The sequence below is a fragment of the Aliiroseovarius crassostreae genome (genome assembly GCF_025137635.1).
Taxonomy (GTDB): domain Bacteria; phylum Pseudomonadota; class Alphaproteobacteria; order Rhodobacterales; family Rhodobacteraceae; genus Aliiroseovarius; species Aliiroseovarius crassostreae.
In genome coordinates this window covers 686,199-708,227 of record NZ_CP080772.1, presented here as the reverse complement: position 1 = coordinate 708,227, position 22,029 = coordinate 686,199, and the positions used below count along the sequence as shown (strand labels likewise).

Genomic DNA, 22,029 nt, shown 5'->3' with positions numbered 1-22,029 from the left:
TTTCCACGACAGCGCCGCAAAAGATGCCCGACCCCGCCACCGACATCACCTCTCTGATCCGCGAGCTGTCTGCCTGCACACTCTGCCGGGATCGGTTTGCCGCCACCCAAACCAACCACGCCCCCCGGCCGGTGGTCTGGTTTCAGCCAGGCGTGCGTCTTCGCATCATAGGCCAGGCCCCCGGAATGCGGGTTCATCAGTCGGGCCTCCCGTTTGACGACCCGTCCGGTGATCGGCTGCGCCATTGGATGGGGCTGGGACGCGAGGTCTTTTATGATCAGCGCCGCATTGCCATCACCCCAATGGGGTTCTGCTTTCCCGGCTACTCTGCAAAAGGCGCCGACCTGCCGCCGCCAGCAATCTGCGCCCGAACCTGGAAGGCGAAGGTGGATCAGGCGCTCGGTGCGGTGCCGCTGACCCTGCTGGTGGGGGGATATGCGCAAAAAGCCTATCTTGGCGGGACATCCAGCGTGACCGAGCGCGTCCAGGGCTGGCGCGACCATGCCCCGCACTGCTTTCCCTTGCCTCATCCGTCCTGGCGCAATACGGGTTGGTTGAAGAAGCACCCGTGGTTCGACGCCGAGCTTTTGCCCGCGCTGCGCGCCCGGATCAAAGCCGTGCTGAACGAGGCACACCCCGACGACAGATAGGCGACTGACATGACCGACACCAACCTTCCCCTCGAAACCCCATTGGACCACGCCCACGGCGCGATGCAGGCAGATCTGGAAAATGATGCGGTGCGACTGCGGTTTTACGAACGCCTCGCAGATGGGGAGCTTTTCGTTTTACTGGCCAAAGAGGCGGCGGGGCAGGATGAGGAGCTCGAGCCGGAAGTGGTTGAGGTTGAAAAAGACAAGTATCTACTTGTTTTTGACACGGAAGAGCGACTTTCGGCCTTCACCGGCCACCCCTCCCCCTATGCCGCCCTGCCGGGGCGCGTGGTTGCCGGGATGCTTGCCGGACAGGGGATCGGGCTTGGGGTCAATCTGTCCGTCGCCCCCTCGTCCATCCTGATCCCGGCAGAAGCGATGGAGTGGCTGGCCACCACATTGCAATCCGGCCCGGAAGAGATTGAGGCACGTGTGGCTGAGATCCACGCCCCCTCCGCCCCCGAGGCGCTGATCACGGCGCTGGATGCGAAGCTTGCGTCGGCAGGGGGGCTGGCCGCGATGGCCTGTCTGGCGGGGGTCACCTATGCGGACGGGCGCAAAGGCCATGTGCTTGGGTTCATTGACGCCATGGAAGGTGCCGAAAATGCGCTGGCCGGCGCGGCCAACGAAGCCCTGACTTTTTCCGGCATCGAAGCCGGACAGATGGATGTTGGTTTTTTTGCGGGCGAAGATGTGATGGCCCGCAAGCTGGCCTCTTACGGGCTGCGCTTTGACCTGCCGGTGCCGGAGACGCCTGAACCGCTGAAACCAATTGCGCCGGGCTCTGACCCGGAGAAGCCGCCAATCCTGAAGTAATCGGGCTTGAAATAATCGGGCCTGAAGTGGCCTGTGTGAGGTGGCCCGTCTGAGGTGGCCTGTGTTCTGAAGCCAATCAGGGGCGCTGCCCCTCGTGCCCGCTCTCAGAGCGGGCCTTCACCCCGAGATATTTGAAACAAGAAAAAAGCGACAGGGAAAAGGGAGGGGGCCGGTCCCGCCAGAGGGGCCAGAGGGAAATGGCAGCGCGGCCTGAGTGGCACAGGAGCTGACACGGGGAACTAACACCGGACCAAATACGGCGCCAAACACGGCACCAGGCGCGGGCAGGCGGCGAGCTTTGGGTGTTACTTGCTTTCCAGCGCCTCGATCCGGGCCTTGAGCGCCTCGTTTTCCTCGCGCGCTTTCTGGGCCATGGCGCGCACCGCATCAAATTCTTCGCGGGTGACAAGGTCACGATCCGCCAGCCAGCGGTCCATCCAGGATTTCATCGCGCTTTCGGCCTCATCCTTGGCGCCCTGAGCCACGCCCAGCGCGTTGGTCATGATTTGCGACAGGTCATCAAACATCTTGTTGCGGCTTTGCATCGGGATCTCCTTGGGCGGCTAGGGGCAATTGCCCTTCATGTGCGGACAAACGCTATATGGGGACAAACGCCGCCGGAGACAAGGTGATGCATGCGCCCTTGCAGGATTTCACCGTCTTGAAGGGGCGGCGGCGTGCCCCCATTGACACCCGCGGGCGGGCCAGTCAGGAATGCGGCCATGATTATGGCCATCCCCTTCCCCGCCCTGACGCCCGAGATCTTTACGATCGAGCTTGGTCCGATTTCATTTGCCCTGCGCTGGTATGCGATGGGCTATCTGGTGGGGATTGCCATTGGCTGGTGGATCATCGCCCAGGCGCTGAAACGTCCGGCACTGTGGCGGGCCGGTCCGCCGATGGAGCGGGCGCAGCTGGAGGATCTGGCCACCTGGATCGTGCTGGGCATTATTGGCGGCGGGCGGCTGGGCTTTGTGCTGTTTTATCAACCCGACTATTACCTGTCGAACCCGGTGGAGATCCTGAAAGTCTGGCAAGGGGGGATGTCTTTTCATGGCGGGTTCCTTGGCGTGATTGCCGCGGTGTTTTTCTGGTCGCGCCGGCGCGGATTGCCCGTGGCATCGGTGGCCGACTGTCTGGCAATTGCGGCCCCGATCGGGATCGGGCTTGTGCGCATCGCAAATTTCATCAATGCCGAGCTGTGGGGCCGTCCGACCGACCTGCCCTGGGGGGTGATTTTCCCGGGCGAGGCTGCGCAGACCTGTGCCAACCTCGCCAACGGGGCCTGCGCCCGTCATCCAAGCCAGCTTTATGAAGCGGCCCTTGAGGGCGCCGTGCTGGCCGCCGTTCTTTTGCACCTCGCCTTCAGGTCCGGCTGGCTGAAACGCCCCGGAGCGCTGACCGGCGGGTTTTTTCTGGGCTATGGGCTGGCGCGGTTCACGGTTGAGTTCTTCCGGCTGGCGGATGCGCAGTTCATCTCGGCCGACAACCCCTTTGGTCACGTGATCCGGCTGGGGGATTATGGCATCACCATGGGGCAGACCCTGACCCTGCCGATGATCGTGATCGGGGCGGCCACGCTGATCTGGGCGTTTCGCCGCCCGCTTGAAGATCCTGCCAGGGACCAGACCACATGAGCGCGCACCAGATCCCCCCCTCGCTAACCGACCTTCTGTTGCGGCGCATCAACAAGACCGGGCCCATGACCCTGTCCGAGTTCATGGGCGACTGCCTGCTGCATCCGGTCCACGGCTACTATGCCACGCGCGACCCGTTCGGGCAGGCGGGGGATTTCATCACCGCCCCTGAAATCAGCCAGATGTTTGGTGAGATGCTGGGATTGTTCATGGCGCAGGTCTGGATCGATCAGGGGCGCCCTGCCCCCTTCACCCTTGCCGAGCTTGGCCCCGGTCGCGGCACATTGATGGCGGATATGCTGCGCGCCACGGCGGCTGTGCCCGGGTTCCACGCGGCACTTGACCTGCATCTGGTCGAAGCCTCCCCCGTGCTGCGGAAAGCCCAGAGGGATCGGCTGGCCCCGGCTGCAATCACCCATCATGACGTGGCCCAGACCCTGCCAGATCAGCCCCTGTTCCTGATCGCCAACGAGTTTTACGACGCCTTGCCGATCCGCCAGTTCATCCGTGATGGCAAGATGTGGCGCGAGCATCAGGTCGGCGAAGAAAACGGCACATTGCGCATGGGGCTGACCGCCCCCTTGCCGCAGGCGATGCTGGACCATCGGCTGGACGATACCCGCGATGGTGATCTTGTCGAGATCTGCCCCGCCCTTGGCCCGATCACCGAAGAGATCGCCACCCGCATCAACACCTATGGCGGCGTGGCGCTGGTGATTGATTACGGCGACTGGCGTTCGCTGGGGGATACGCTTCAGGCGCTTTCGGCCCATCAGACGGTCGGATTGCTTGAAGCTCCGGGCGCGGCAGATCTGACCGCGCATGTGGATTTCGAACGCATTGCCCATTTTGCCGCACCGCTGACCCACTCGCTTCTGACCCCTCAGGGGGTGTTTCTGGAACGGCTTGGGATCACCGAGCGGGCCCAGGCGCTGGCGGCAAAGATGCAGGGACAGGCGCTGGAAAGCCATATCTCGGCACATCGGCGCTTGACCCATCCCGATGAAATGGGGACGCTCTTCAAAGTGCTCGGGCTGACTCGTCCGGGTGCACCGGCGCTGCCGGGGCTGGAAATGGCCCCTTCCGGACCGCGCTGAGCGCCGGGCATTTCGACAGACCTCACCTGACCGGTCCGATCCGACCGCTCACCCACCCGAACCAACCCGATGGTGACCTGATGATGCTGGAAATCCTGAGTTCCGACACGCTGCGTTCCGATGCTTTGCGGCATGGGTTCTTTACCCGAAAAGGCGGGGCGTCCTCGGGGGTGTATCGCGGGCTGAACTGTGGCTCGGGCAGTCAGGACCAATCAGAGCTGGTAAAGATCAACCGTGACCGGGTGGCGGCAGCGATGGAGGTGGCTCCGGCGGCGCTGTGCGGGGTTTTTCAGGTCCATTCCGCAGATGTGGCCACAATCACCGCAGCGCAGGTTGGCGACAAACCACAGGCCGACGCACTTGTGACCGCAACACCCGGACTTGCCCTGACCATCCTCACCGCGGATTGCCAGCCAGTGCTGTTTGCCGACGCCAAGGCGGGGGTGATCGGCGCGGCCCATGCCGGATGGAAAGGGGCGCTGGATGGGGTGTTGGAAAACACGATCGCGGCGATGGAGGCGCTTGGCGCCACGCGAGAAGGCATCCACGCCGTGATTGGCCCCTGCATCAGCCAGCGCAATTATGAGGTCGGGGCGGAGTTTTTTGACAGGTTCACCGCCATTGACCCCAGCTATGGCCAGTTCTTTGCACCGGGTCAGAACACACCGGGTCAGGACAAACGGATGATGTTCGACCTGCCCGGCTTTGGCCTGCATCGCCTGAAGGCAGCGGGCGTGGGACAGGCGAGCTGGGTGGGCCATTGCACCTACGCGGATGAAGACCGGTTCTATTCCTATCGTCGCGCCTGCCACCGGAACGAGGCCGATTACGGTCGGCTGATCTCGTCGATCCGCCTGTAGACCCCTTTCGAAACACCCACTGCATCAAAGCGATCCGCGCGCGTCGCGCGACACCCGTGGCCAGGTCTTCCCGAAACGCTTTCAACCCGCTCTGGTTCAGGGCGATCCTGCCCCGTTTTGGCCCCATTTGCGCGAAACAATCGCGACTGATGCGGCAAATTGGACGGGATCCCCGGGACAATTCCCTTATTTTTTAGGGTTCAACCTGCCACTCCGGCCGATTGTCGCCGATTTGGCAAAAATGCCCAAGGACTGCCCAAACTGTGCCCGAATCCCTCGTTAGACCTGAGATCAACACATGATCACATGTCCCGAAGAGGGCAGAGCAATGAGGCACGACATGAGCAAGCAAGGCAAACCCCGTCCGCAAACCCGTCGCTGGATGAAATGGATCATTGAGGCCGAGGCCGACACCTCTGCCCTGCCCTTCACCCGCGAGAACCGTCAGGCGAAGAAAGACCCAAAAGCACAGGACGCGGCGTAAGCGATATCGCTTGAGAGTGCCGCCGCAAGACAAAAGCCGCCTCCCTCCCGGGCGGTTTTTGTTTGTTTGGCGGCCAGCGCACGCCCAAAACTCTTTGGTGTTTTTGCCCGGAGTTTTTGCAAAACTCCGACGCGTCCTGCTCAGAAGATCAGGGCGTTTCTGCCATCCGCGCTTCCAGCACGTCAAAGGGCACGCCCGGTTCATCCTTGGCGCCGCGAATGACCAGCGAGGTTTTCACCGATCCCACATTGGGCGTGGTCAGCAGGTCTTCGGTCAGGAAGCTTTGGAAGGTCGACAGGTCGGGGGCCACGCATTTCAGGATGAAATCCACCTCGCCATTGAGCATGTGGCATTCGCGAACAAGGGACCATTCGCGGCATTTCCCCTCAAACGCCACCAGATCCGCCTCGGCCTGACTGACCAGACCGACCATGGCAAAGACCTGCACTTCAAAGCCCAGCGCGCGCGAATCCACATCCGCGTGATAGCCTTTGATCAGCCCCATTTCCTCCAGCGTGCGCACCCGGCGCAGGCAGGGCGGCGCGGAAATACCCACGCGCTTGGCCAGCTCCACATTGGTCATACGCCCATCGGCCTGCAACTCGGCAAGAATCATGCGGTCGATCGGGTCTAGCTTATGTCCGGCCATGCGAATTCCTTCTGGCGCCTACTCAATGAAATTGCGCAAACACTAGCCGCCCTTGGTTGCTTGCGCAACAATCTTTCGCCAAAACGCAACATTCTTGCAGATCCGACCATTCGGCAGGCAAAGGCGGCACGGAACGGCAGGATCAGCGAGGGCAACGAGAGGGGCAGACGGGGACACCGCAGGGTCAACACGGGTTCAATACGGGGGCTTCCCTCGGGCCGCCTGCGCCCCTATATCCAGAGGCGTTGAACAATTCAAAGCAGGAATGCCCCGATGTCCGAGACCCGCCACACCAAAGTTCTGATCATTGGCTCCGGCCCTGCCGGTTACACTGCCGGGGTCTATGCCTCGCGCGCCATGCTTGAGCCGATCCTGGTGCAGGGGATGGAACCGGGGGGCCAGCTGACCACCACCACCGAGGTCGAGAACTATCCCTCTTTCATCGACATCCAGGGGCCAGAGCTGATGATGAAGATGGAAGAACATGCGCGCACCATGGGCACCGAAATCATCGGTGACATCATTGTCGATCTGGATCTGTCCAAACGCCCGTTCACGGCCAAGGGGGACAGTGGCACGCTTTATACGGCTGATGCGGTGATTCTGGCCACGGGCGCACGCGCCAAATGGCTGGGCCTGCCGTCAGAAGAGAAGTTCAAGGGCTTTGGCGTCTCGGCCTGCGCGACCTGCGACGGGTTCTTCTATCGCGGCGAGGAAATTGTCGTGGTGGGCGGCGGCAACACCGCGGTTGAGGAAGCGCTGTTCCTGACCAAGTTTGCCTCCAAGGTCACCCTGATCCACCGCCGCGACGAACTGCGCGCCGAAAAGATCCTGATTGATCGGCTGATGAAGAACGAAAAGATCGAACCGCTGTGGGATCACACGCTGGAAGAGGTCGTTGGGGACGAAAACCCGCTGGGTGTGACCGGCGTGCGGGCGCGCCATGTCAAAACCGGCGAGATCACCGAGATCCCGGCCAAGGGCGTTTTCATCGCCATCGGCCACGCCCCTGCCAACGAGTTGGTCAAAGACACTCTGGAAACCCATATGGGCGGCTATGTGGTGACCAAACCCGACAGCACCGCCACCTCGATCCCCGGAGTCTTTGCCGCAGGCGACCTGACCGACCACAAATACCGTCAGGCGGTGACCTCGGCTGGCATGGGCTGCATGGCAGCACTTGAGGCAGAGCATTTCCTGGCTGAGCAGGAGTAAACAGGTGGGCCTGTCTGTGCCCAGCTATTTCAAACCGGTGGTGGGGCGTTTTTGGCGCGCCACCTTTCAGGGGCAGGAGGCCCGGCTTCTTTCCCCGGCCCGCGCCCCAAACGGGCGCTGGCATCATGATGGCGAGAACGCGCTTTACCTCTCAGCCACGCCAGAGGGGTGTCGCGTGGCGGTCAAGGCCTATCAGCGCCCCGATGATCCGCCCCGCGTCATTTTCCCGCTTGAGGTCTCTGCCGCGCATATCGTCGATCTGTGCGCGCCATCCGTGCGGGACGCCCTGGGGATGTCTCTTGAGCGGATCCATGTCTTCTGGGCCGATTTACACGCTCAGGGGCAGTTCCCGCCAACATGGGAGATCAGCGACCAGCTTCGCAGGGCCGGGGCGGAGGGCATGCTGACCCCCTCCCGCTCTCGCCCGGAGCTGACCCATCTGACCCTGTTTCGCTGGAACGAAGACCATGCGCCTGCAGTGCGGGGGACACAGAACCCCATTCCGTTCTAGGCGTTTGAACGACGGTCACATGCCCGGCGCGTTCCAAGGAGCACACGTGTTTTGGAACACTGTTCCCCCAATCCCACACTTGGCACTATTTCCCCCCAAATCGGGTCATTTACTCTAATTATGTCTTTTCGTATGCGGCTGTTCATGTAATGCGTTCACGCGTGAACACACTTTGAGTCGAACCAGAATGCCCGCCACACCGCCCCCCTCCTCACCTACGGAAGACGATCTGCGCTTCCTTCTGCTGCGCCAGCTGGACGCAGCGCCGGAAGGCTCGCAACGCGCGATTGCCGCGGCGGTGGGGATATCATTGGGTCGGTTGAACGGACTTCTGCGTGCCACCGCCGATCAGGGGCTGATCCAGATTGGCAAGCGGGGCGGACCGGACAAGCGGCAACGTTTTTCCTACGTCATCACCGCCAAAGGGGCCGCAGAGAAAACCCGCCTCAGAGATCAATTCCTTGCCCGCAAATTTGCCGAGTATGACGCGCTGCACGCCGAGTTGACCGGTTCGTCCAGCGGTCTTTCCCCTTTGAAACACAGGACACATCCCATGCAAGACAACCTGACCCCCATCCCCGAGCTGTATGTCTCATATGAAAGCGCGCAGAAGCTGAAAGTTGAAGCCGCTGACCTGACCAGCCACGACCTCAGCCCGCGTCAGATCTGTGATCTGGAGCTTTTGATGAACGGTGGCTTCAACCCGCTCAAGGGCTTTCTGAGCGAGGAAGATTACAATGGCGTGGTGGAAAACATGCGCCTGGCAGACGGCTCGCTCTGGCCGATGCCGATCACCCTGGATGTGTCGGAGGAGTTCGCAAACTCGATCGAACTGGGGCAGGACATTGCCCTGCGCGATCAGGAAGGTGTGATCCTGGCCACGATGACCGTGACCGATCGTTGGGAACCCAACAAGGCACGCGAAGCCGAGAAGGTGTTTGGCGCGGATGACGATGCGCACCCGGCGGTGAACTACCTGCATAATGTGGCCGGTAAAATCTATCTGGGCGGCCCGATCGTGGGTATCCAGCAGCCGGTGCATTATGACTTCCGCGGCCGCCGCGACACGCCGAACGAACTGCGGTCGTATTTCCGCAAGCTGGGCTGGCGTCGCGTGGTGGCGTTCCAGACCCGCAACCCGCTGCACCGCGCCCACCAGGAACTGACCTTCCGCGCCGCTCGTGAAGCACAGGCCAACCTGCTTATTCACCCGGTTGTCGGCATGACCAAACCGGGCGATATCGACCACTTCACCCGCGTGCGTTGCTATGAGGCGGTGCTGGATCAATACCCTGCCGCCACCACCACCATGTCGCTGCTGAACCTGGCAATGCGCATGGCTGGCCCGCGCGAAGCGGTCTGGCACGGCCTGATCCGCAAGAACCACGGCTGCACCCATTTCATCGTCGGCCGCGACCACGCAGGCCCCGGCAAGAACTCGGCCGGTGAAGATTTCTATGGGCCCTATGATGCGCAGGACCTGTTCCGCGAGCATGAGGCCGAGATCGGCATCGAAATGGTCGACTTCAAGCACATGGTTTACGTGCAGGACCGCGCCCAATACGAACCCGCCGATGAGATCGAAGACAAGGACAACGTGACCATCCTGAACATTTCCGGCACCGAGCTGCGCCGCCGCCTGCAGGAAGGTCTGGAAATCCCGGAATGGTTCTCGTTCCCGACCGTTGTGGAAGAGCTGCGCAAGACCAAACCACCGCGCGCAGAGCAGGGCTTTACCGTGTTCTTCACCGGCTTCTCGGGCTCGGGCAAATCGACCATTGCCAACGCGCTGATGGTGAAACTGATGGAAATGGGCGGGCGTCCCGTGACCCTGCTGGATGGGGACATCGTGCGCAAGAACCTGTCGAGCGAGCTGGGCTTCTCGAAAGAGCACCGTGACCTCAACATCCGCCGCATCGGCTATGTGGCCTCCGAGATCACCAAAAATGGTGGTATCGCGATCTGCGCCCCGATTGCCCCTTACGCCACCACCCGCCGCGCGGTGCGTGAAGATGTCGAGCAATTCGGTGCCTTTGTCGAAGTTCACGTGGCAACCTCGATCGAGGAATGTGAACGCCGTGACCGCAAGGGTCTCTACAAGCTGGCCCGCGAAGGCAAGATCAAGGAATTCACCGGGATCTCCGATCCCTATGACGTGCCGGTGAACCCGGAACTGACGGTGGAAACCGAGAATGTCGAAGTGGACAACTGCGCCCACCAGGTGCTCTTGAAGCTGGAAAGCATGGGGCTGATCAAGGGCTAAGCCCCTGCCCCGAATGCCCACTACAAAACAGAAAGGCCAGAGCCCCGCTCTGGCCTTTTTTCATTTCGTCTTTTTTTAAAGCGTTTCGACTTTAACCTGAGACAGGGGAAAATCGAAACGCTACAAGAGATATCAATGTTGTGGGCGTTTCGGAATAAACATGTGTCTCAAGTTTATCCCGAAACGCTTGAGAAGCGGCGCGATCAATGCACCGCAACCGGGGTCAGATCATGCTGCCGCGCCAGCGCAAAGGCCAGACGTCGGCCATGCACCACGGCCAGGCATTCCCCATCCTCATGATGCACCGAATAAAGCCGGTCCATGCCGTCCACCTGTGGGCGCATCTCTTCAGGCAGCTCTTCCGGCAAGACCGAGCGGATATAGACGGTCCGGCTTTCGACTTCGGGCAGGAATTCAAATGTAGCATCCATGATGGGCCTCCTTCCTTCTCAAGCGTCAAAGGGCGCTTACGCCTCCCCGTTTTCATACCAGCGGGGGGGGCTTATTACAGATATGGGGTCCGGCGCAGGCCATTGCCCGTCCGATAACATCAGAGTGATTGCAGATTGATGTGGGCTTAACGCAGCGCCCGCTCAGCCTTTGTTGATCTGGATCGTCTGCACCACCTGCTCAGGCTCCGCGCGTTCCAGATCAATATGCAGCAGTCCGTTTTCGGTGGAGGCCCCCACCACCTCGACGCCATCTGCCAGCACAAAGCTCTTCTGGAACTGCCGCCCGGCAATACCGCGATGCAGGAAAACGCGATCCTCGCTGGTCTCTTTCTGCGCACCGCGCACCACCAGCTTGGCATTTTCCACCGTGATCGAGAGGTCCTCATCGGCAAAACCGGCCACGGCCAGTGAAATCCGATAAGCGCGCTCGCTCACCTGTTCGATATTGAAAGGGGGATAGCCATCCTTGGATTTGGCGGCTTGTTCCACCATCCGCTCCAATTGCTCAAATCCCAGCAGGAACGGGTGGGTGGCCAGGGTCATCTTGGTCATCAGTCGGTCCTTTTTCACGATAAAGCGACGCGTGGTCGGGGTCCCGATCGGCAACCCCTTCGGGTAAATATGGGGTGGAGCGCGATCAGGTGCAAGGGGGCGCGCGCTGCCACGGCTTTTCCTTGGCGTTAACGGTTTTGCGCGATAAGCTCTTACCACCACTTGGGAATCGACCTGCTGACCATGAGCAATGCCAAAGAAATGAAAACCAATGACGTGCTCCGGGTGGAGCTTGAGGTTTTCAAAGCGGAACACCGTGATCTTGACGAAGCCATCCACGCGCTTGAGGAAAGCGGGCGGGCGGATCAGTTGCGGCTGAGGCGGTTGAAAAAGCAAAAGCTGGCCCTGAAAGACAAGATTGCCCGGATCGAAGACAAGCTGACCCCGGATATCATCGCCTGATCCTGCAGGGCGCGCGACCGCACACATTCGTATCACCTTCGCCCCCGAAGCGCGGCCTTGGTCGGGACGTTCGGAAAATTCACGAAAAAGCGTGCGGAAGCGGGACAGATTGCCCCTCCCGGCCTTTTGCCCGATTGCATCATACCCCCCTGCCCCTATAAGTAAGCCCAACTTTATTGCGCCATCATCGGGGGACCACATGACGGATGTGAAGGTCGGTATCATTATGGGCAGCCAGTCGGACTGGCCCACCATGAAAGAAGCGGCAAATGTGCTGGACGAACTGGGCGTGGCCTATGAGACCCGGATCGTCTCGGCCCACCGGACCCCGGACCGGTTGTGGGAATATGGCAAAACAGCCGCGGATCGGGGCCTTCACGTGATCATCGCGGGCGCGGGCGGTGCGGCACATCTGCCCGGCATGATGGCCTCAAAAACCCGCGTGCCCGTTGTGGGCGTGCCGGTCCAGACCCGCGCGCTGTCCGGTGTCGACAGCCTTTATTCGATTGTGCAGATGCCCAAGGGTTTCCCGGTGGCCACCATGGCCATTGGCGCAGCGGGCGCGGCAAATGCGGGGCTGATGGCCGCGGGCATCCTTGCCACTGCAGATGAAGAGCTGGCCGAGCGTCTGGACGCCTGGCGCGCAGCCCTCGCCGCCTCGATCCCGGAGGTTCCGGTTGATGAGTGAGATCCTGCCCACCGGCGCCACAATCGGCATTCTCGGCGGCGGCCAGCTGGGCCGCATGCTCTCGGTTGCGGCCTCCCGCCTGGGGTTCAAAACCCATATCTTCGAACCCGGTGCAAACCCGCCCGCAGGCCAGGTGGCCGACCAGGTGACCACCGCAGGCTATGATGACGTGACCGCTCTGGAAACCTTCGCCAAATCGGTCGATGTGATCACCTATGAGTTCGAGAACATCCCAACCGCCGCACTGGATGCGCTGGAAGCCCTCGCCCCGATCCGCCCGGGCCGCGAAGCGCTGCGCGTCAGCCAGGACCGGATCGTTGAGAAGGATTTCCTGTCCGATCTGGGACTGGCCACCGCCCCTTACGCCAATGTGGAAAGCATCGAAGATATGGTGGCGGCGGTTGCCGCAATTGGCGCCCCCTCGATCCTGAAAACCCGCCGTTTCGGTTATGACGGCAAAGGTCAGGCACGGCTCAAGACCACCGAGGATGCGGATGCGGCCTTTGCCGACATGCAGGGTGCTCCGGCGGTGCTGGAGGGGTTTGTCAACTTCACCCATGAGATCAGCATCATCGCCGCACGCGGCGTGACCGGTGAAGTGGCCTGTTTTGACCCGGGTGAAAACGTGCACAAAAACGGGATCCTTGATACCACCACCGTGCCTGCACGCCTGACAGGTGCCCAGCGCACCGACGCCATCCTGCTTGCAGGGCGGATCCTGAGCGCCCTCGACTATGTCGGCGTGATGGGGGTGGAGCTGTTTGTGACGCCAACAGGTCTGATCGTGAACGAAATTGCGCCCCGCGTGCATAATTCCGGTCACTGGACCCAACAGGGCTGCACCGTGGACCAATTCGAACAGCATATCCGCGCCGTGGCCGGGTGGCCGCTGGGGGACGGATCCCGTTTTGCGGATGTGGTGATGGAAAACCTAATTGGTGATGACATGGACCGCGTGCCCGAGATCGCCCGCGAAGCCAACGCCTCGCTGCATCTTTACGGCAAGGCCGATGTGAAACCCGGGCGCAAAATGGGCCATGTGAACCGGATTGTGCCCGCCGCAAAATAAGCTTTGATGCGTTTCGGGAGAAACCTGTGGCCAATGCCCCTCCTGAAACGCCCCGCCTGATAACCTCTTTCGCCGCATTTCGCGTTCCAAATCCTTGGGCAAGACCGAAACAAATCAGTCAGCAAAGTGGCCCTCTGCTCACGCATCGGGCCGCTTCCGGTGGCTCACTTTGTGAGCCTGTTGGGGCTTTGCCCCCGAGCCTTCGGCTCTCCCCCAAGATATTTTTGACAAGAAAAAAGGGAAAGGGAATACTCCAACCTCCCCTTCTTCTTGGTTCAAATACTCCGGGGTGAGCGAGCTTGTCTCGCGAGGGGCAGCGCCCCTTATCACCCAATCTCACCCTGTCTCACGCAAACCGGCGAAAGGGCATGGTGATCACGCCCAGAACAAGCGACAGGATCAGCCAGCCGCCGACAAAGCCGATCCCAGCGCTGATCAGCCCATCGGCGGTCACGGGCACAGCGGGGCGAAACTCGTCCCACGTATCCTGCACCAGATCCGTATCCCGGAAATGCCAGAGCTTGGTCAGACGCATCAGCGGCTCGGTTTGTTTCAGCGATGTGTAGGCGGCATCGAGCCGGTCGAACCGCGCAAGGTTTCCGGCCATCTGGTCACGCAGGTCGTTTTGGAACTCTGAACCACTCATCTTTGCGAGGGCCTCTTCGCGCGTATACCCTGCGGCCTCGGCGGTGAAGTCAAACCCTTTGGCAATCACCATCAATTCGGTGCGCGCACCGGAGAGGCGCTGCAGGTATTGCTGTGAAAATTCAGGAAATTGCGAAAGACCCACTGCCCCGGCCAGCCCGCCTGCCATGGTGATTGCTCGGATCATGTCTTTGCCCTTTTCGGCTTATCTGCGCGTATGGCAAGCATGCCGGGACAGGCGGAGTTGGGTCAAGGGGACGCGGGGCATTCCTTTCCCCCACGCTTATATCCGCGCATCAAAAAAGGGGGCGCGCGGCCCCCTTTTCCAGATCAGTTTCAGCTTTCTTACAGCCCGCGCACGTGGTGCGGTTCATAGATCTCGATGATCTTGGCCACGGCCGCTTCGGGCGACATCTCTTCGCTTTCACCGGTGCGGCGAGAGGTGACTTCGACCACACCGTTTTTCAGGCCGCGCGGGCCCACGGTGATGCGCCAGGGCAGGCCGATCAGGTCCATGGTGGCGAACTTGCCGCCCGCGCGTTCCTTGCGGTCATCATAGAGCGGTTCCAGCCCGGCTTTGGTGAGTTCTTTGTAAAGCGCGTTACAGGCGGCGTCGGCTTCGTCGTCGCCCTGTTTCAGGTTCACGATCCCCACATGGAACGGCGTCACCCCTTCGGGCCAGATAATGCCCTTGTCATCATGCGAGGCTTCGATGATCGCCCCCAGCAGGCGCGACACGCCGATGCCGTGTGACCCCATATGGACCGGCACATGGTTTTGGTCTTTGTCGACCACGGTGGCGCCCATGGCTTCGGAATATTTGGTACCGAAATAGAAGATCTGGCCCACTTCGATCCCACGCGCCACGCGGCGGCGTTCTTCGGGGATCTGATTGAAGATCGCCTCGTCATGGGTCTCGTCGGTGCGGGCGTATTTCGAGGTGAATTCCTCCATCACCCCCTGACACTGCGCCACGTCATCATAGTCGATCTCGCGGTCGCCAAAGGTCATGTCGGTCACGGCGCTGTCATAGAACACTTCCGACTCGCCGGTTTCGGCCAGCACGAGGAATTCATGCGTGTCGTCACCGCCAATCGGACCACTATCCGCACGCATCGGGATCGCCTGCAGGCCCATACGCTCATAGGTGCGCAGGTAGCTGACAAGGTGGCGGTTATAGGCGTGCAGCGCGTCTTCCTTGGTCAGGTCGAAATTGTAGCCGTCTTTCATGTAGAATTCACGGCCGCGCATCACGCCGAAACGCGGGCGGATTTCATCGCGGAATTTCCACTGGATCTGGTAGAGCGTGAGCGGCAGGTCTTTGTAGCTGTTCACATGGGAACGGAACACATCGGTGATGACCTCTTCATTGGTCGGACCATAGAGCATGTCACGGCCATGGCGGTCCTCGATGCGCAGCATTTCTTCGCCGTAATCATCATAGCGCCCGCTTTCGCGCCACAGGTCCGCCGGTTGGATCGTGGCCATCTGCATCGGCACGTGACCGGCGCGGATCTGTTCCTCATGCACGATGTTTTCGATCTTGCGCAGCACTTTGAAGCCAAGCGGCAGCCAGGTATAGATCCCGGCAGCCTGCTGTTTGATCATGCCAGCGCGCAGCATGTAGCGATGCGAGACGATCTGGGCCTCGGCGGGGGTTTCCTTCAGGACCGGCAGGAAATAGCGGGAAAGACGCATGTTGTCCTCATAAATTCCATGTTTGCAAGCGGTCTACGCGATCAGGCAGGCAAGAGCAATGGGCAGGGCGAGCATGGCGGCACCCTGCCCTGTTTCGCCACAAGATATGCCATTTGCGACCGGCCTTGTGTCGCCACTGTGTTTGCGCAACCATCGCGCTGTGCCAAGGTGCCCCCACCTGTTTCGGAGCCCCCATGACCCAGACCATCCTTGAACCCGCCCGCGAAATCCCGGTGATCCATCAGACCGATGTGCTTGTGGTTGGATCCGGCCCCGGCGGGTTGGCCGCCGCATTGGCGGCAGCCCGCGCCGGTGTCGAGGTCACGTTGCTGGATCGGTTCGGCTGTTTCGGTGGCAATATCACCACCGTGGGCGTCGAAGGCTTTGCCTGGTATCGCCATGAGAAAACCGTTGAGGCCGGCGGCATAGGCTGGGAATTCGAAGAGCGCGCCAAAGCCATGGGGGCCGCCGTGCCGGAGAGCCAGTCCCTGTCCTATGAGCTGGACAGTGAGGGGTTCAAACTGGTTGCAGATCGTCTGGTCGAAGAGGCCGGCATCCACCCGATGCTGCATCGCCAATTCGTCGCCCCCCTGCGCGAGGGCAATCACATCACCGGCGTCATTGTCGAAAGCAAGGCGGGGCGCGAGGCCATTCTGGCCAAACGGGTGATCGACGCCACGGGGGATGCGGATATTGCCCATATGATGGGTGCCCCCACAGTGAAAACTCCGGTCGAGGAGATGCAGGCGGCCTCGGTCATGTTCCATATCGCGGGGGTCGACAAAAAGAAATTCATGGAGGGCGTGAAGGCCGATCCACAGACCTATGCGGATTGGTCCTCCGGCGAATGGGAGGTGGAGACCTCCGGCAAAGAGGACGAGATGTTCTCGCCTTTTCTGGCCAAACCCTTTGCCCAGGCCATCCGCGAGGGGCATATGCCCGCGCATCTCAACACCATCGGCGGCACCTGGGGCGCGGTGCATGACAGTGGCGAGATGACCTATATGAACCTTGTGCATCTGGCGGGGATTGACGGCACGGATCCGGACAGCATGACCCGAGGCGAGATCGAGGGGCGCAAGCAGGCGATGACCGCCATTGATGCGCTGCGCCGCTACACACCGGGCTGCGCGCAGGCGCGGCTTAGAAATTTCGGCATGACCATCGGCATTCGTGACACGCGCAAGATCGACGCGGCCTATAACCTCACCGAACAGGATATGCGCCATCAGGGACGGTTTGAGGATACAATCGGGATCTACCCCGAGTTTATTGACGGCTACGGCATCCTGATCCTGCCCACCACCGGGCGCTACATGCAGGTGCCATACCGCGCGATGTTGCCAAAAGGGGTGGAGGGATTGCTGGTCACGGGACGTGCCATCGGCGGGGACAAGGTGGCCCATGCTGGCACGCGCAACATGGCCTGCTGTGCGGTTGCGGGCCAGGGCGCGGGCGTGGCTGCGGCGCTATCGATCAAGTCTGGGGTCTCACTTGATGCGGTGGACATCCGGGCGGTGCAGCATGAGCTGAGACGACAGGGTGTTCGGATTGACTGAGGGGGCGAAACGGGTTGGGAAGACACCTCTGCCCTGATCTGATCTGTCGCGACCTGCCCCGAAACATCCGTACAATCGGGATGTCGTCCCGCGACAGCAGGAGAAAGCCTTCCGGGTTTTATCTGTTTTTCAGATAGCGGCCCCAGCTCAGATCGACCCGGACACGCTGATCTTCACTTCGTTTTTGGTGGCGAGAGAGGTGCCCTGACCCTCTTCATATTTCACACCAACCCCCACCTCTCCCGAGGTGGTAATTCCCGATTTTTTGGGTTCATATTGATGCCCGTCGCACCCTGCCAGAAGGGTTGCAACCGCCCCAATCGCCATAAGAAATCGCATTGCTGTTTGCCTTTTCAACAGTTTGACCACAGTCTGACCCAGGCATCGGGAAAGGAAAAGCGGTTTTCCGCAGCCAGAGGATCAGTCAGCACAATTCTGCCCGCCCGACCCCAAAGGCCCCTCGCCCGGACGTTCACCCGCCCCCTTGAAAAACCACTGTGGTTGGGCGACATAGGGACAGATTTCAAAAGGACATCTCATGCCCCTTCCAGTTGAGACCCAAGCCAAATACTGGACCGCGGCCATGCTCATTCTGGCGCTGGCGCTGTGGTATCTTGGCAATGTGATTCTGCCCTTCGTTCTGGGCGGCGCAATTGCCTATTTCCTTGATCCGGTGGCGGACCGGCTGGAGGCGATGGGGTTGTCACGGGTGCTGTCAACGGTCCTGATCTCGTTGTTTGCGATGCTGATTTTTGTGATTGCAATTCTTCTGGTGGTGCCGACGCTGGTCAATCAGGCCCTTGCCCTGGTCGACGCGGCCCCCAAGCTGCTCAGCCAGCTACATGCCTTCATCAGCACCAAATTCCCCTCATTCCTTGAAGAAAACGGCACGTTGCGCCAGTCGCTCGACAGCATTGGCCAGGCCATTCAGTCGCGTGGCGGCGAGTTGGTCGGCAGGCTGGTCTCATCAGCGATGAGCGTGCTCAACATCGTGATCCTTCTGGTGATCACCCCGGTTGTCGCCTTTTACCTGCTGCTGGACTGGGATCACATGGTGGCGAAGGTGGATGCGCTTTTGCCTTTGGATCACGCCCCGACAATCCGCACAATTGCCCGCGATATCGACAAGGTTCTGGCCAGCTTCATCCGCGGGCAGGGCTCTGTCTGTCTGGTGATGGGGAGCTATTACGCGGTGGGGCTGATGCTGGTGGGGCTGCAATTCGGCCTTGTGGTCGGGTTCATTGCCGGGCTGATCACCTTTATCCCCTATGTCGGTGCGCTGGTGGGCGGCGCCCTTGCGATCGGCCTGGCGCTGTTTCAGTTCTGGGGCGAATGGTGGAGCCTGGGCGGCGTGGCCGCAATTTTCTTTGCCGGACAGTTCCTTGAGGGCAACATCATCACCCCGAAACTCGTCGGCAATTCCGTGGGTCTGCACCCGGTCTGGCTGATGCTGGCTCTGTCTGTCTTTGGCTCGCTATTTGGGTTTGTCGGGATGCTGGTGGCCGTGCCGGTGGCCGCCGCCATCGGCGTGATCGCCCGTTTCGTGATCGGGCAATACAAGATCGGGCGCCTTTATCAAGGCGTGGCCGGTCGACAGAACACCGTAGCCGAAGAAGAGGCAAAGGACCTTTGATGCAGGATCAACTTGCCTTTGACCTGCCCGTGACCCCGGCGCGGGGGGTGGATGATTTTCTGGTCACGCCGTCCAATCAGGCGGCGATGGCGATTGTGAACGGCTGGGCGCTCTGGCCCAATCAGAAACTGGTTCTGGCAGGCGCAGGCGGCACGGGGAAAACCCATCTGGCCCATGTCTGGGCGGATCAGTCCGGGGCGGAGATCATTCACGCCGACCGCCTGGACACAACCGTGATCGAGGCGCTTGCGGGTGGATCGGTGGTGGTTGAGGATGTGGACCGGATCGCCGGGGACCGCGCGTCTGAGACCGCGCTGTTTCACCTGCACAATCTGGTTCTGGCCGAAGGTGGCTGGCTGATGCTGACCGCCGAAGATGCGCCCTCGCGCTGGGGGCTGCGCCTCCCCGACCTGCGATCACGCATGGAAGGCACCACGCTGGCCCGGCTGGAGCCCCCCGATGACATGCTATTATCCGCGGTTCTGGTCAAACTGTTCCATGACCGCCAGATCAGTGTAAATGCCAATCTGGTCGACTATCTTGTGCCCCGGATGGAGCGGTCTTTAGCGGCGGCGGGGCATCTGGTGCAGGCTCTGGATCAGGTCGCCCTGTCCGAACAGCGCCCGATCACCCGTGCACTGGCCCAGCGGGTGTTGGGCATTGCGGCCAGTGGCGACTTTGGTGGCGATTTCGGTGGCGATTAACGCCTTTCCAGTAATTTCCGTGATCCAACGATACCTGGCGAGCTTCAGGGGCTTTGCCCCTCGCGAGGCAAGCTCGCTCACCCCAGGATATTTACGACAAGAAAAAGCGGCAGGCATGTGGGGCCGGCTTGCTGGACAAGCCACGCAGGCAGGCGTAACGTCACATCGCCGTTACAAAACACCGCGATAGAGCTGTCATGACCAAAGCCGAGACCCCCAACACGCCGCTTTCCGACTTTCTGCACGCCCCGTTCCCGGAGGCGGCAGAATTACCCCCCGAGGAGACGGCGGGACCAAAGCGGTTTTTCAACCGTGAACTGAGCTGGCTTGGCTTCAACTGGCGGGTTCTGGAAGAAGCGGAAAATCCGCGCGTCCCGCTGTTGGAACGGCTGCGGTTTCTGTCGATCTCGGCCACCAATCTTGACGAGTTTTACACCGTGCGTGTGGCCGGGCTGCGGGAGTTGGTGCGCGAAGACGTGACCACCCCCGCAGCAGACGGTTTGCTGCCCGCCGAACAGCTGGCACTGATCAATCAGGACGCCCGCGCCCTGATGGCGCGCCAGCAATCCACCTATGACACGCTGACCCGGCAGATGCGCGACCAGGGCATCATTATCGAGAAGCGCGCCGACCTTACCCCGGAGGACAAGGCCCATCTGGATCAGGTTTTTCTGAGCCAGGTTTTCCCGGTTCTCTCACCATTGGCCATTGACCCGGCGCACCCCTTCCCGTTCATCCCCAACACTGGCTTTGCGCTGGCGCTGCAGCTTGAGCGCAGCAAGGACCGGCAGAAACTCAAGGCGCTGCTTCCGATCCCGCAACAGATCAACCGCTTTGTGCGCCTGCCTGCCGCTGAGGGTCAATGTCGTTTTCTGCCGCTGGAAGACCTGCTGCTGGAACATCTGTCGAGCCTGTTCCCTGGCTATGTCGAGAAGGGCAACTGCGCCTTCCGCATTCTGCGTGACAGTGATCTGGAGGTCGAAGACGAGGCTGAAGATCTGGTGCGCGAATTTGAAACCGCTCTTAAACGCCGCAAACGCGGCGAAGTGGTGCGGATGAAAATCACCAAAGGTGCCCCCGATGCCCTGATGCGGATGATCAAACGCGAACTGCGCGTGTCCGGTGACGAGATCGTGGAGGTGGACGGGATGATCGGCATGGCCGATCTGGGTGAGCTGGTGCTGAAAGATCGCCATGACCTTCTGTGGCCCAGTTTCAGTCCTCGTGTGCCGGAACGTGTTCAGGACCACGAAGGGGACATGTTTGCCGCGATCCGCCAGAAGGATATGTTGCTGCACCACCCGTATGAAACGTTTGACATGGTGGTGCGATTTCTGAACCAGGCGGCGCGCGACCCGAATGTGGTGGCGATCAAACAGACGCTGTATCGCACGTCCCATGACAGTCCGATTGTAAAAGCCCTGTGCGAAGCGGCGGAGGACGGGAAATCCGTGACCGCTCTGGTGGAACTCAAGGCCCGCTTTGACGAAGCTGCAAATATCCGCCAATCACGCCGTCTGGAGCGCGCCGGGGCCCATGTGACCTATGGGTTCATCAACTACAAAACGCACGCCAAAATCTCGACCGTGGTGCGGCGCGAAGGGGATGAGCTGGTGACCTATACCCATTATGGCACCGGCAATTACCACCCGATTACCGCCCGCATTTATACCGACCTCAGCTTCTTTACCTGCGACGCGGCGCTGGGACGTGATGCGACCAAGGTTTTCAACTATCTCTCGGGCTATGCCGAACCTCAGGGGCTTGAAAACCTGGCCATTTCACCGCTCAACCAGAAAACCACGCTGATTGCGCTTATTCGGCGCGAAGCAGATCTGGCCAAAGACGGCAAACCGGCCGAAATCTGGGCCAAGATGAACTCTCTGGTCGAACCCGACGTGATCGACGCGCTTTATGAGGCCTCCCAGGCGGGGGTAAAAATCAGTCTGGTGGTGCGGGGCATCTGTGGGCTCAGACCCGGCATCTTAGGCCTGTCCGAAAACATCCGGGTCAAATCCATCGTCGGGCGTTTTCTGGAACATTCCCGTATCGTCTGCTTTGGCAATGGGCACGGGCTGCCGTCGAAAAAAGCGCGCGTTTACATCTCGTCCGCCGACTGGATGGGGCGCAACCTGAACCGGCGGGTGGAAACCCTGGTCGAGGTCAAGAACGCGACGGTGAAGGCACAGATCGTCAGCCAGATCATGGCCGCGAACTTGGCGGATGTGGCGCAGAGCTGGGTGATGGGGCCAGATGGCAGCTTTGCCCGCACCGACCTGTCCGCGCTGGATCACCCGTTCAACTGCCACCGGTTCTTCATGGAAAATCCGTCCCTCTCGGGACGCGGATCCGCCGGGGCATCAGACGTGCCGAAACTGGCCCACAGCCCCGAAGAACCTGCGGATCTGGATTGACCCGGGGCTGCTGAAATGGGCATAGTCA

The 22,029-nt window shown here is 60.8% G+C and carries 23 protein-coding genes; 16 read left to right on the top strand and 7 right to left on the bottom strand.

Annotation, left to right across the window (positions count from 1 at the left end):
- Positions 1-23: 23 nt before the first annotated feature.
- Complete coding sequence (locus K3J57_RS03460) at positions 24-650, top strand: uracil-DNA glycosylase family protein (protein ID WP_259797099.1); 627 nt, start codon at positions 24-26, stop codon at positions 648-650.
- A gap of 9 nt (positions 651-659) precedes the next feature.
- Positions 660-1,469 carry an SseB family protein gene (locus K3J57_RS03455; protein WP_259797097.1) on the top strand — a complete coding sequence of 270 codons (810 nt, stop codon included), beginning with the start codon at positions 660-662 and terminating at the stop codon, positions 1,467-1,469.
- A 305-nt stretch (positions 1,470-1,774) separates the two neighbouring features.
- Here the strand turns inward: K3J57_RS03455 and K3J57_RS03450 are convergent, their stop codons facing one another.
- Positions 1,775-2,014, bottom strand: a complete 240-nt coding sequence (locus K3J57_RS03450) for an accessory factor UbiK family protein (RefSeq protein ID WP_055188747.1) — start codon at positions 2,012-2,014, stop codon at positions 1,775-1,777.
- 177 nt (positions 2,015-2,191) lie between these two features.
- Here K3J57_RS03450 and lgt point away from each other — a divergent pair, with 177 nt between their 5' ends.
- The 4 genes from lgt (at position 2,192) to K3J57_RS03430 (ending at position 5,547) form a co-directional block, all read left to right on the top strand.
- Complete coding sequence (lgt, locus tag K3J57_RS03445) at positions 2,192-3,106, top strand: prolipoprotein diacylglyceryl transferase (protein ID WP_259797094.1); 915 nt, start codon at positions 2,192-2,194, stop codon at positions 3,104-3,106.
- Complete coding sequence (locus tag K3J57_RS03440) at positions 3,103-4,203, top strand: class I SAM-dependent methyltransferase (protein WP_259797092.1); 1,101 nt, start codon at positions 3,103-3,105, stop codon at positions 4,201-4,203. The genes lgt and K3J57_RS03440 overlap by 4 nt, the downstream gene beginning before the upstream one ends.
- 80 nt (positions 4,204-4,283) lie before the next feature.
- Positions 4,284-5,063 (top strand): peptidoglycan editing factor PgeF, encoded by a 780-nt coding sequence (gene pgeF / locus K3J57_RS03435; protein ID WP_259794031.1) that lies wholly within the window; start codon positions 4,284-4,286, stop codon positions 5,061-5,063.
- Between the two features lie 340 nt (positions 5,064-5,403).
- A complete protein-coding gene (locus K3J57_RS03430; RefSeq protein ID WP_259776792.1) occupies positions 5,404-5,547 on the top strand; it encodes a hypothetical protein in 144 nt (47 codons plus the stop codon).
- A 148-nt stretch (positions 5,548-5,695) separates the two neighbouring features.
- Here K3J57_RS03430 and K3J57_RS03425 read toward each other — a convergent pair whose 3' ends face one another.
- Positions 5,696-6,196, bottom strand: a complete 501-nt coding sequence (locus K3J57_RS03425) for an Lrp/AsnC family transcriptional regulator (RefSeq protein ID WP_055188737.1) — start codon at positions 6,194-6,196, stop codon at positions 5,696-5,698.
- Positions 6,197-6,469: 273 nt separating this feature from the next.
- Between K3J57_RS03425 and trxB the strand changes: the two genes are divergently transcribed.
- From trxB to K3J57_RS03410, 3 genes are all read left to right on the top strand, one after another.
- Positions 6,470-7,411, top strand: coding sequence for a thioredoxin-disulfide reductase (gene trxB / locus K3J57_RS03420; protein WP_259794030.1), 942 nt, complete (start codon positions 6,470-6,472; stop codon positions 7,409-7,411).
- Positions 7,412-7,415: 4 nt separating this feature from the next.
- The gene (locus K3J57_RS03415) at positions 7,416-7,922 is read left to right on the top strand and encodes an RES family NAD+ phosphorylase (RefSeq protein WP_259786340.1); all 507 of its coding nucleotides are present in this window, start codon (positions 7,416-7,418) and stop codon (positions 7,920-7,922) included.
- A 187-nt stretch (positions 7,923-8,109) separates the two neighbouring features.
- Positions 8,110-10,185, top strand: a complete 2,076-nt coding sequence (locus K3J57_RS03410) for a bifunctional sulfate adenylyltransferase/adenylylsulfate kinase (protein ID WP_259797090.1) — start codon at positions 8,110-8,112, stop codon at positions 10,183-10,185.
- Between the two features lie 203 nt (positions 10,186-10,388).
- On the opposite strand, the gene K3J57_RS03405 is transcribed toward K3J57_RS03410, so the two are convergent.
- Positions 10,389-10,616, bottom strand: coding sequence for a DUF1150 family protein (locus K3J57_RS03405; RefSeq protein WP_259778759.1), 228 nt, complete (start codon positions 10,614-10,616; stop codon positions 10,389-10,391).
- A gap of 162 nt (positions 10,617-10,778) precedes the next feature.
- Positions 10,779-11,189 (bottom strand): Hsp20 family protein, encoded by a 411-nt coding sequence (locus K3J57_RS03400; RefSeq protein ID WP_259772776.1) that lies wholly within the window; start codon positions 11,187-11,189, stop codon positions 10,779-10,781.
- A 183-nt stretch (positions 11,190-11,372) separates the two neighbouring features.
- Here K3J57_RS03400 and K3J57_RS03395 point away from each other — a divergent pair, with 183 nt between their 5' ends.
- The 3 genes from K3J57_RS03395 (at position 11,373) to K3J57_RS03385 (ending at position 13,348) form a co-directional block, all read left to right on the top strand.
- The gene (locus tag K3J57_RS03395) at positions 11,373-11,591 is read left to right on the top strand and encodes a YdcH family protein (protein ID WP_173485416.1); all 219 of its coding nucleotides are present in this window, start codon (positions 11,373-11,375) and stop codon (positions 11,589-11,591) included.
- Positions 11,592-11,790: 199 nt separating this feature from the next.
- Positions 11,791-12,279 carry a 5-(carboxyamino)imidazole ribonucleotide mutase gene (gene purE, locus K3J57_RS03390; protein WP_259786338.1) on the top strand — a complete coding sequence of 163 codons (489 nt, stop codon included), beginning with the start codon at positions 11,791-11,793 and terminating at the stop codon, positions 12,277-12,279.
- Positions 12,272-13,348, top strand: a complete 1,077-nt coding sequence (locus K3J57_RS03385; RefSeq protein ID WP_259797086.1) for a 5-(carboxyamino)imidazole ribonucleotide synthase — start codon at positions 12,272-12,274, stop codon at positions 13,346-13,348. Before purE ends, K3J57_RS03385 begins: the two co-directional genes overlap by 8 nt.
- A gap of 346 nt (positions 13,349-13,694) precedes the next feature.
- On the opposite strand, the gene K3J57_RS03380 is transcribed toward K3J57_RS03385, so the two are convergent.
- The gene (locus K3J57_RS03380) at positions 13,695-14,180 is read right to left on the bottom strand and encodes a DUF2937 family protein (protein WP_259794027.1); all 486 of its coding nucleotides are present in this window, start codon (positions 14,178-14,180) and stop codon (positions 13,695-13,697) included.
- Between the two features lie 158 nt (positions 14,181-14,338).
- The gene (proS, locus tag K3J57_RS03375; RefSeq protein ID WP_259772780.1) at positions 14,339-15,691 is read right to left on the bottom strand and encodes a proline--tRNA ligase; all 1,353 of its coding nucleotides are present in this window, start codon (positions 15,689-15,691) and stop codon (positions 14,339-14,341) included.
- A gap of 194 nt (positions 15,692-15,885) precedes the next feature.
- On the opposite strand from proS, the gene K3J57_RS03370 reads away from it, so the two are divergent.
- On the top strand, positions 15,886-17,250 hold the full coding sequence (locus tag K3J57_RS03370; protein ID WP_259797083.1) for an FAD-dependent oxidoreductase: 1,365 nt from the start codon (positions 15,886-15,888) through the stop codon (positions 17,248-17,250).
- 147 nt (positions 17,251-17,397) lie between these two features.
- Here the strand turns inward: K3J57_RS03370 and K3J57_RS03365 are convergent, their stop codons facing one another.
- A complete protein-coding gene (locus K3J57_RS03365) occupies positions 17,398-17,589 on the bottom strand; it encodes a hypothetical protein (protein ID WP_259797081.1) in 192 nt (63 codons plus the stop codon).
- 199 nt (positions 17,590-17,788) lie between these two features.
- Here K3J57_RS03365 and K3J57_RS03360 point away from each other — a divergent pair, with 199 nt between their 5' ends.
- The 3 genes from K3J57_RS03360 (at position 17,789) to K3J57_RS03350 (ending at position 22,001) form a co-directional block, all read left to right on the top strand.
- Positions 17,789-18,883 (top strand): AI-2E family transporter, encoded by a 1,095-nt coding sequence (locus tag K3J57_RS03360; RefSeq protein ID WP_259786332.1) that lies wholly within the window; start codon positions 17,789-17,791, stop codon positions 18,881-18,883.
- Positions 18,883-19,587 (top strand): HdaA/DnaA family protein, encoded by a 705-nt coding sequence (locus K3J57_RS03355; protein ID WP_055188709.1) that lies wholly within the window; start codon positions 18,883-18,885, stop codon positions 19,585-19,587. Before K3J57_RS03360 ends, K3J57_RS03355 begins: the two co-directional genes overlap by 1 nt.
- Before the next feature lie 197 nt (positions 19,588-19,784).
- Positions 19,785-22,001, top strand: a complete 2,217-nt coding sequence (locus K3J57_RS03350) for an RNA degradosome polyphosphate kinase (RefSeq protein WP_259797079.1) — start codon at positions 19,785-19,787, stop codon at positions 21,999-22,001.
- Positions 22,002-22,029 lie beyond the last annotated feature (28 nt).

What these genes read in the sequence shown, in the direction of transcription:
- K3J57_RS03425 (WP_055188737.1), bottom strand. Translation starts at nt 6,196, where the DNA reads ATGGCCGGACATAAGCTAGACCCGATCGACCGCATGATTCTTGCCGAG.
- K3J57_RS03350 (WP_259797079.1), top strand. Translation starts at nt 19,785, where the DNA reads ATGACCAAAGCCGAGACCCCCAACACGCCGCTTTCCGACTTTCTGCAC.
- K3J57_RS03370 (WP_259797083.1), top strand. Translation starts at nt 15,886, where the DNA reads ATGACCCAGACCATCCTTGAACCCGCCCGCGAAATCCCGGTGATCCAT.
- K3J57_RS03440 (WP_259797092.1), top strand. Translation starts at nt 3,103, where the DNA reads ATGAGCGCGCACCAGATCCCCCCCTCGCTAACCGACCTTCTGTTGCGG.
- K3J57_RS03385 (WP_259797086.1), top strand. Translation starts at nt 12,272, where the DNA reads ATGAGTGAGATCCTGCCCACCGGCGCCACAATCGGCATTCTCGGCGGC.
- pgeF (WP_259794031.1), top strand. Translation starts at nt 4,284, where the DNA reads ATGATGCTGGAAATCCTGAGTTCCGACACGCTGCGTTCCGATGCTTTG.
- lgt (WP_259797094.1), top strand. Translation starts at nt 2,192, where the DNA reads ATGATTATGGCCATCCCCTTCCCCGCCCTGACGCCCGAGATCTTTACG.
- K3J57_RS03430 (WP_259776792.1), top strand. Translation starts at nt 5,404, where the DNA reads ATGAGCAAGCAAGGCAAACCCCGTCCGCAAACCCGTCGCTGGATGAAA.
- K3J57_RS03355 (WP_055188709.1), top strand. Translation starts at nt 18,883, where the DNA reads ATGCAGGATCAACTTGCCTTTGACCTGCCCGTGACCCCGGCGCGGGGG.
- K3J57_RS03455 (WP_259797097.1), top strand. Translation starts at nt 660, where the DNA reads ATGACCGACACCAACCTTCCCCTCGAAACCCCATTGGACCACGCCCAC.
- K3J57_RS03450 (WP_055188747.1), bottom strand. Translation starts at nt 2,014, where the DNA reads ATGCAAAGCCGCAACAAGATGTTTGATGACCTGTCGCAAATCATGACC.
- trxB (WP_259794030.1), top strand. Translation starts at nt 6,470, where the DNA reads ATGTCCGAGACCCGCCACACCAAAGTTCTGATCATTGGCTCCGGCCCT.
- K3J57_RS03380 (WP_259794027.1), bottom strand. Translation starts at nt 14,180, where the DNA reads ATGATCCGAGCAATCACCATGGCAGGCGGGCTGGCCGGGGCAGTGGGT.
- K3J57_RS03400 (WP_259772776.1), bottom strand. Translation starts at nt 11,189, where the DNA reads ATGACCAAGATGACCCTGGCCACCCACCCGTTCCTGCTGGGATTTGAG.
- K3J57_RS03410 (WP_259797090.1), top strand. Translation starts at nt 8,110, where the DNA reads ATGCCCGCCACACCGCCCCCCTCCTCACCTACGGAAGACGATCTGCGC.
- proS (WP_259772780.1), bottom strand. Translation starts at nt 15,691, where the DNA reads ATGCGTCTTTCCCGCTATTTCCTGCCGGTCCTGAAGGAAACCCCCGCC.
- K3J57_RS03395 (WP_173485416.1), top strand. Translation starts at nt 11,373, where the DNA reads ATGAGCAATGCCAAAGAAATGAAAACCAATGACGTGCTCCGGGTGGAG.
- K3J57_RS03360 (WP_259786332.1), top strand. Translation starts at nt 17,789, where the DNA reads ATGCCCCTTCCAGTTGAGACCCAAGCCAAATACTGGACCGCGGCCATG.
- K3J57_RS03365 (WP_259797081.1), bottom strand. Translation starts at nt 17,589, where the DNA reads ATGCGATTTCTTATGGCGATTGGGGCGGTTGCAACCCTTCTGGCAGGG.
- K3J57_RS03460 (WP_259797099.1), top strand. Translation starts at nt 24, where the DNA reads ATGCCCGACCCCGCCACCGACATCACCTCTCTGATCCGCGAGCTGTCT.
- purE (WP_259786338.1), top strand. Translation starts at nt 11,791, where the DNA reads ATGACGGATGTGAAGGTCGGTATCATTATGGGCAGCCAGTCGGACTGG.
- K3J57_RS03405 (WP_259778759.1), bottom strand. Translation starts at nt 10,616, where the DNA reads ATGGATGCTACATTTGAATTCCTGCCCGAAGTCGAAAGCCGGACCGTC.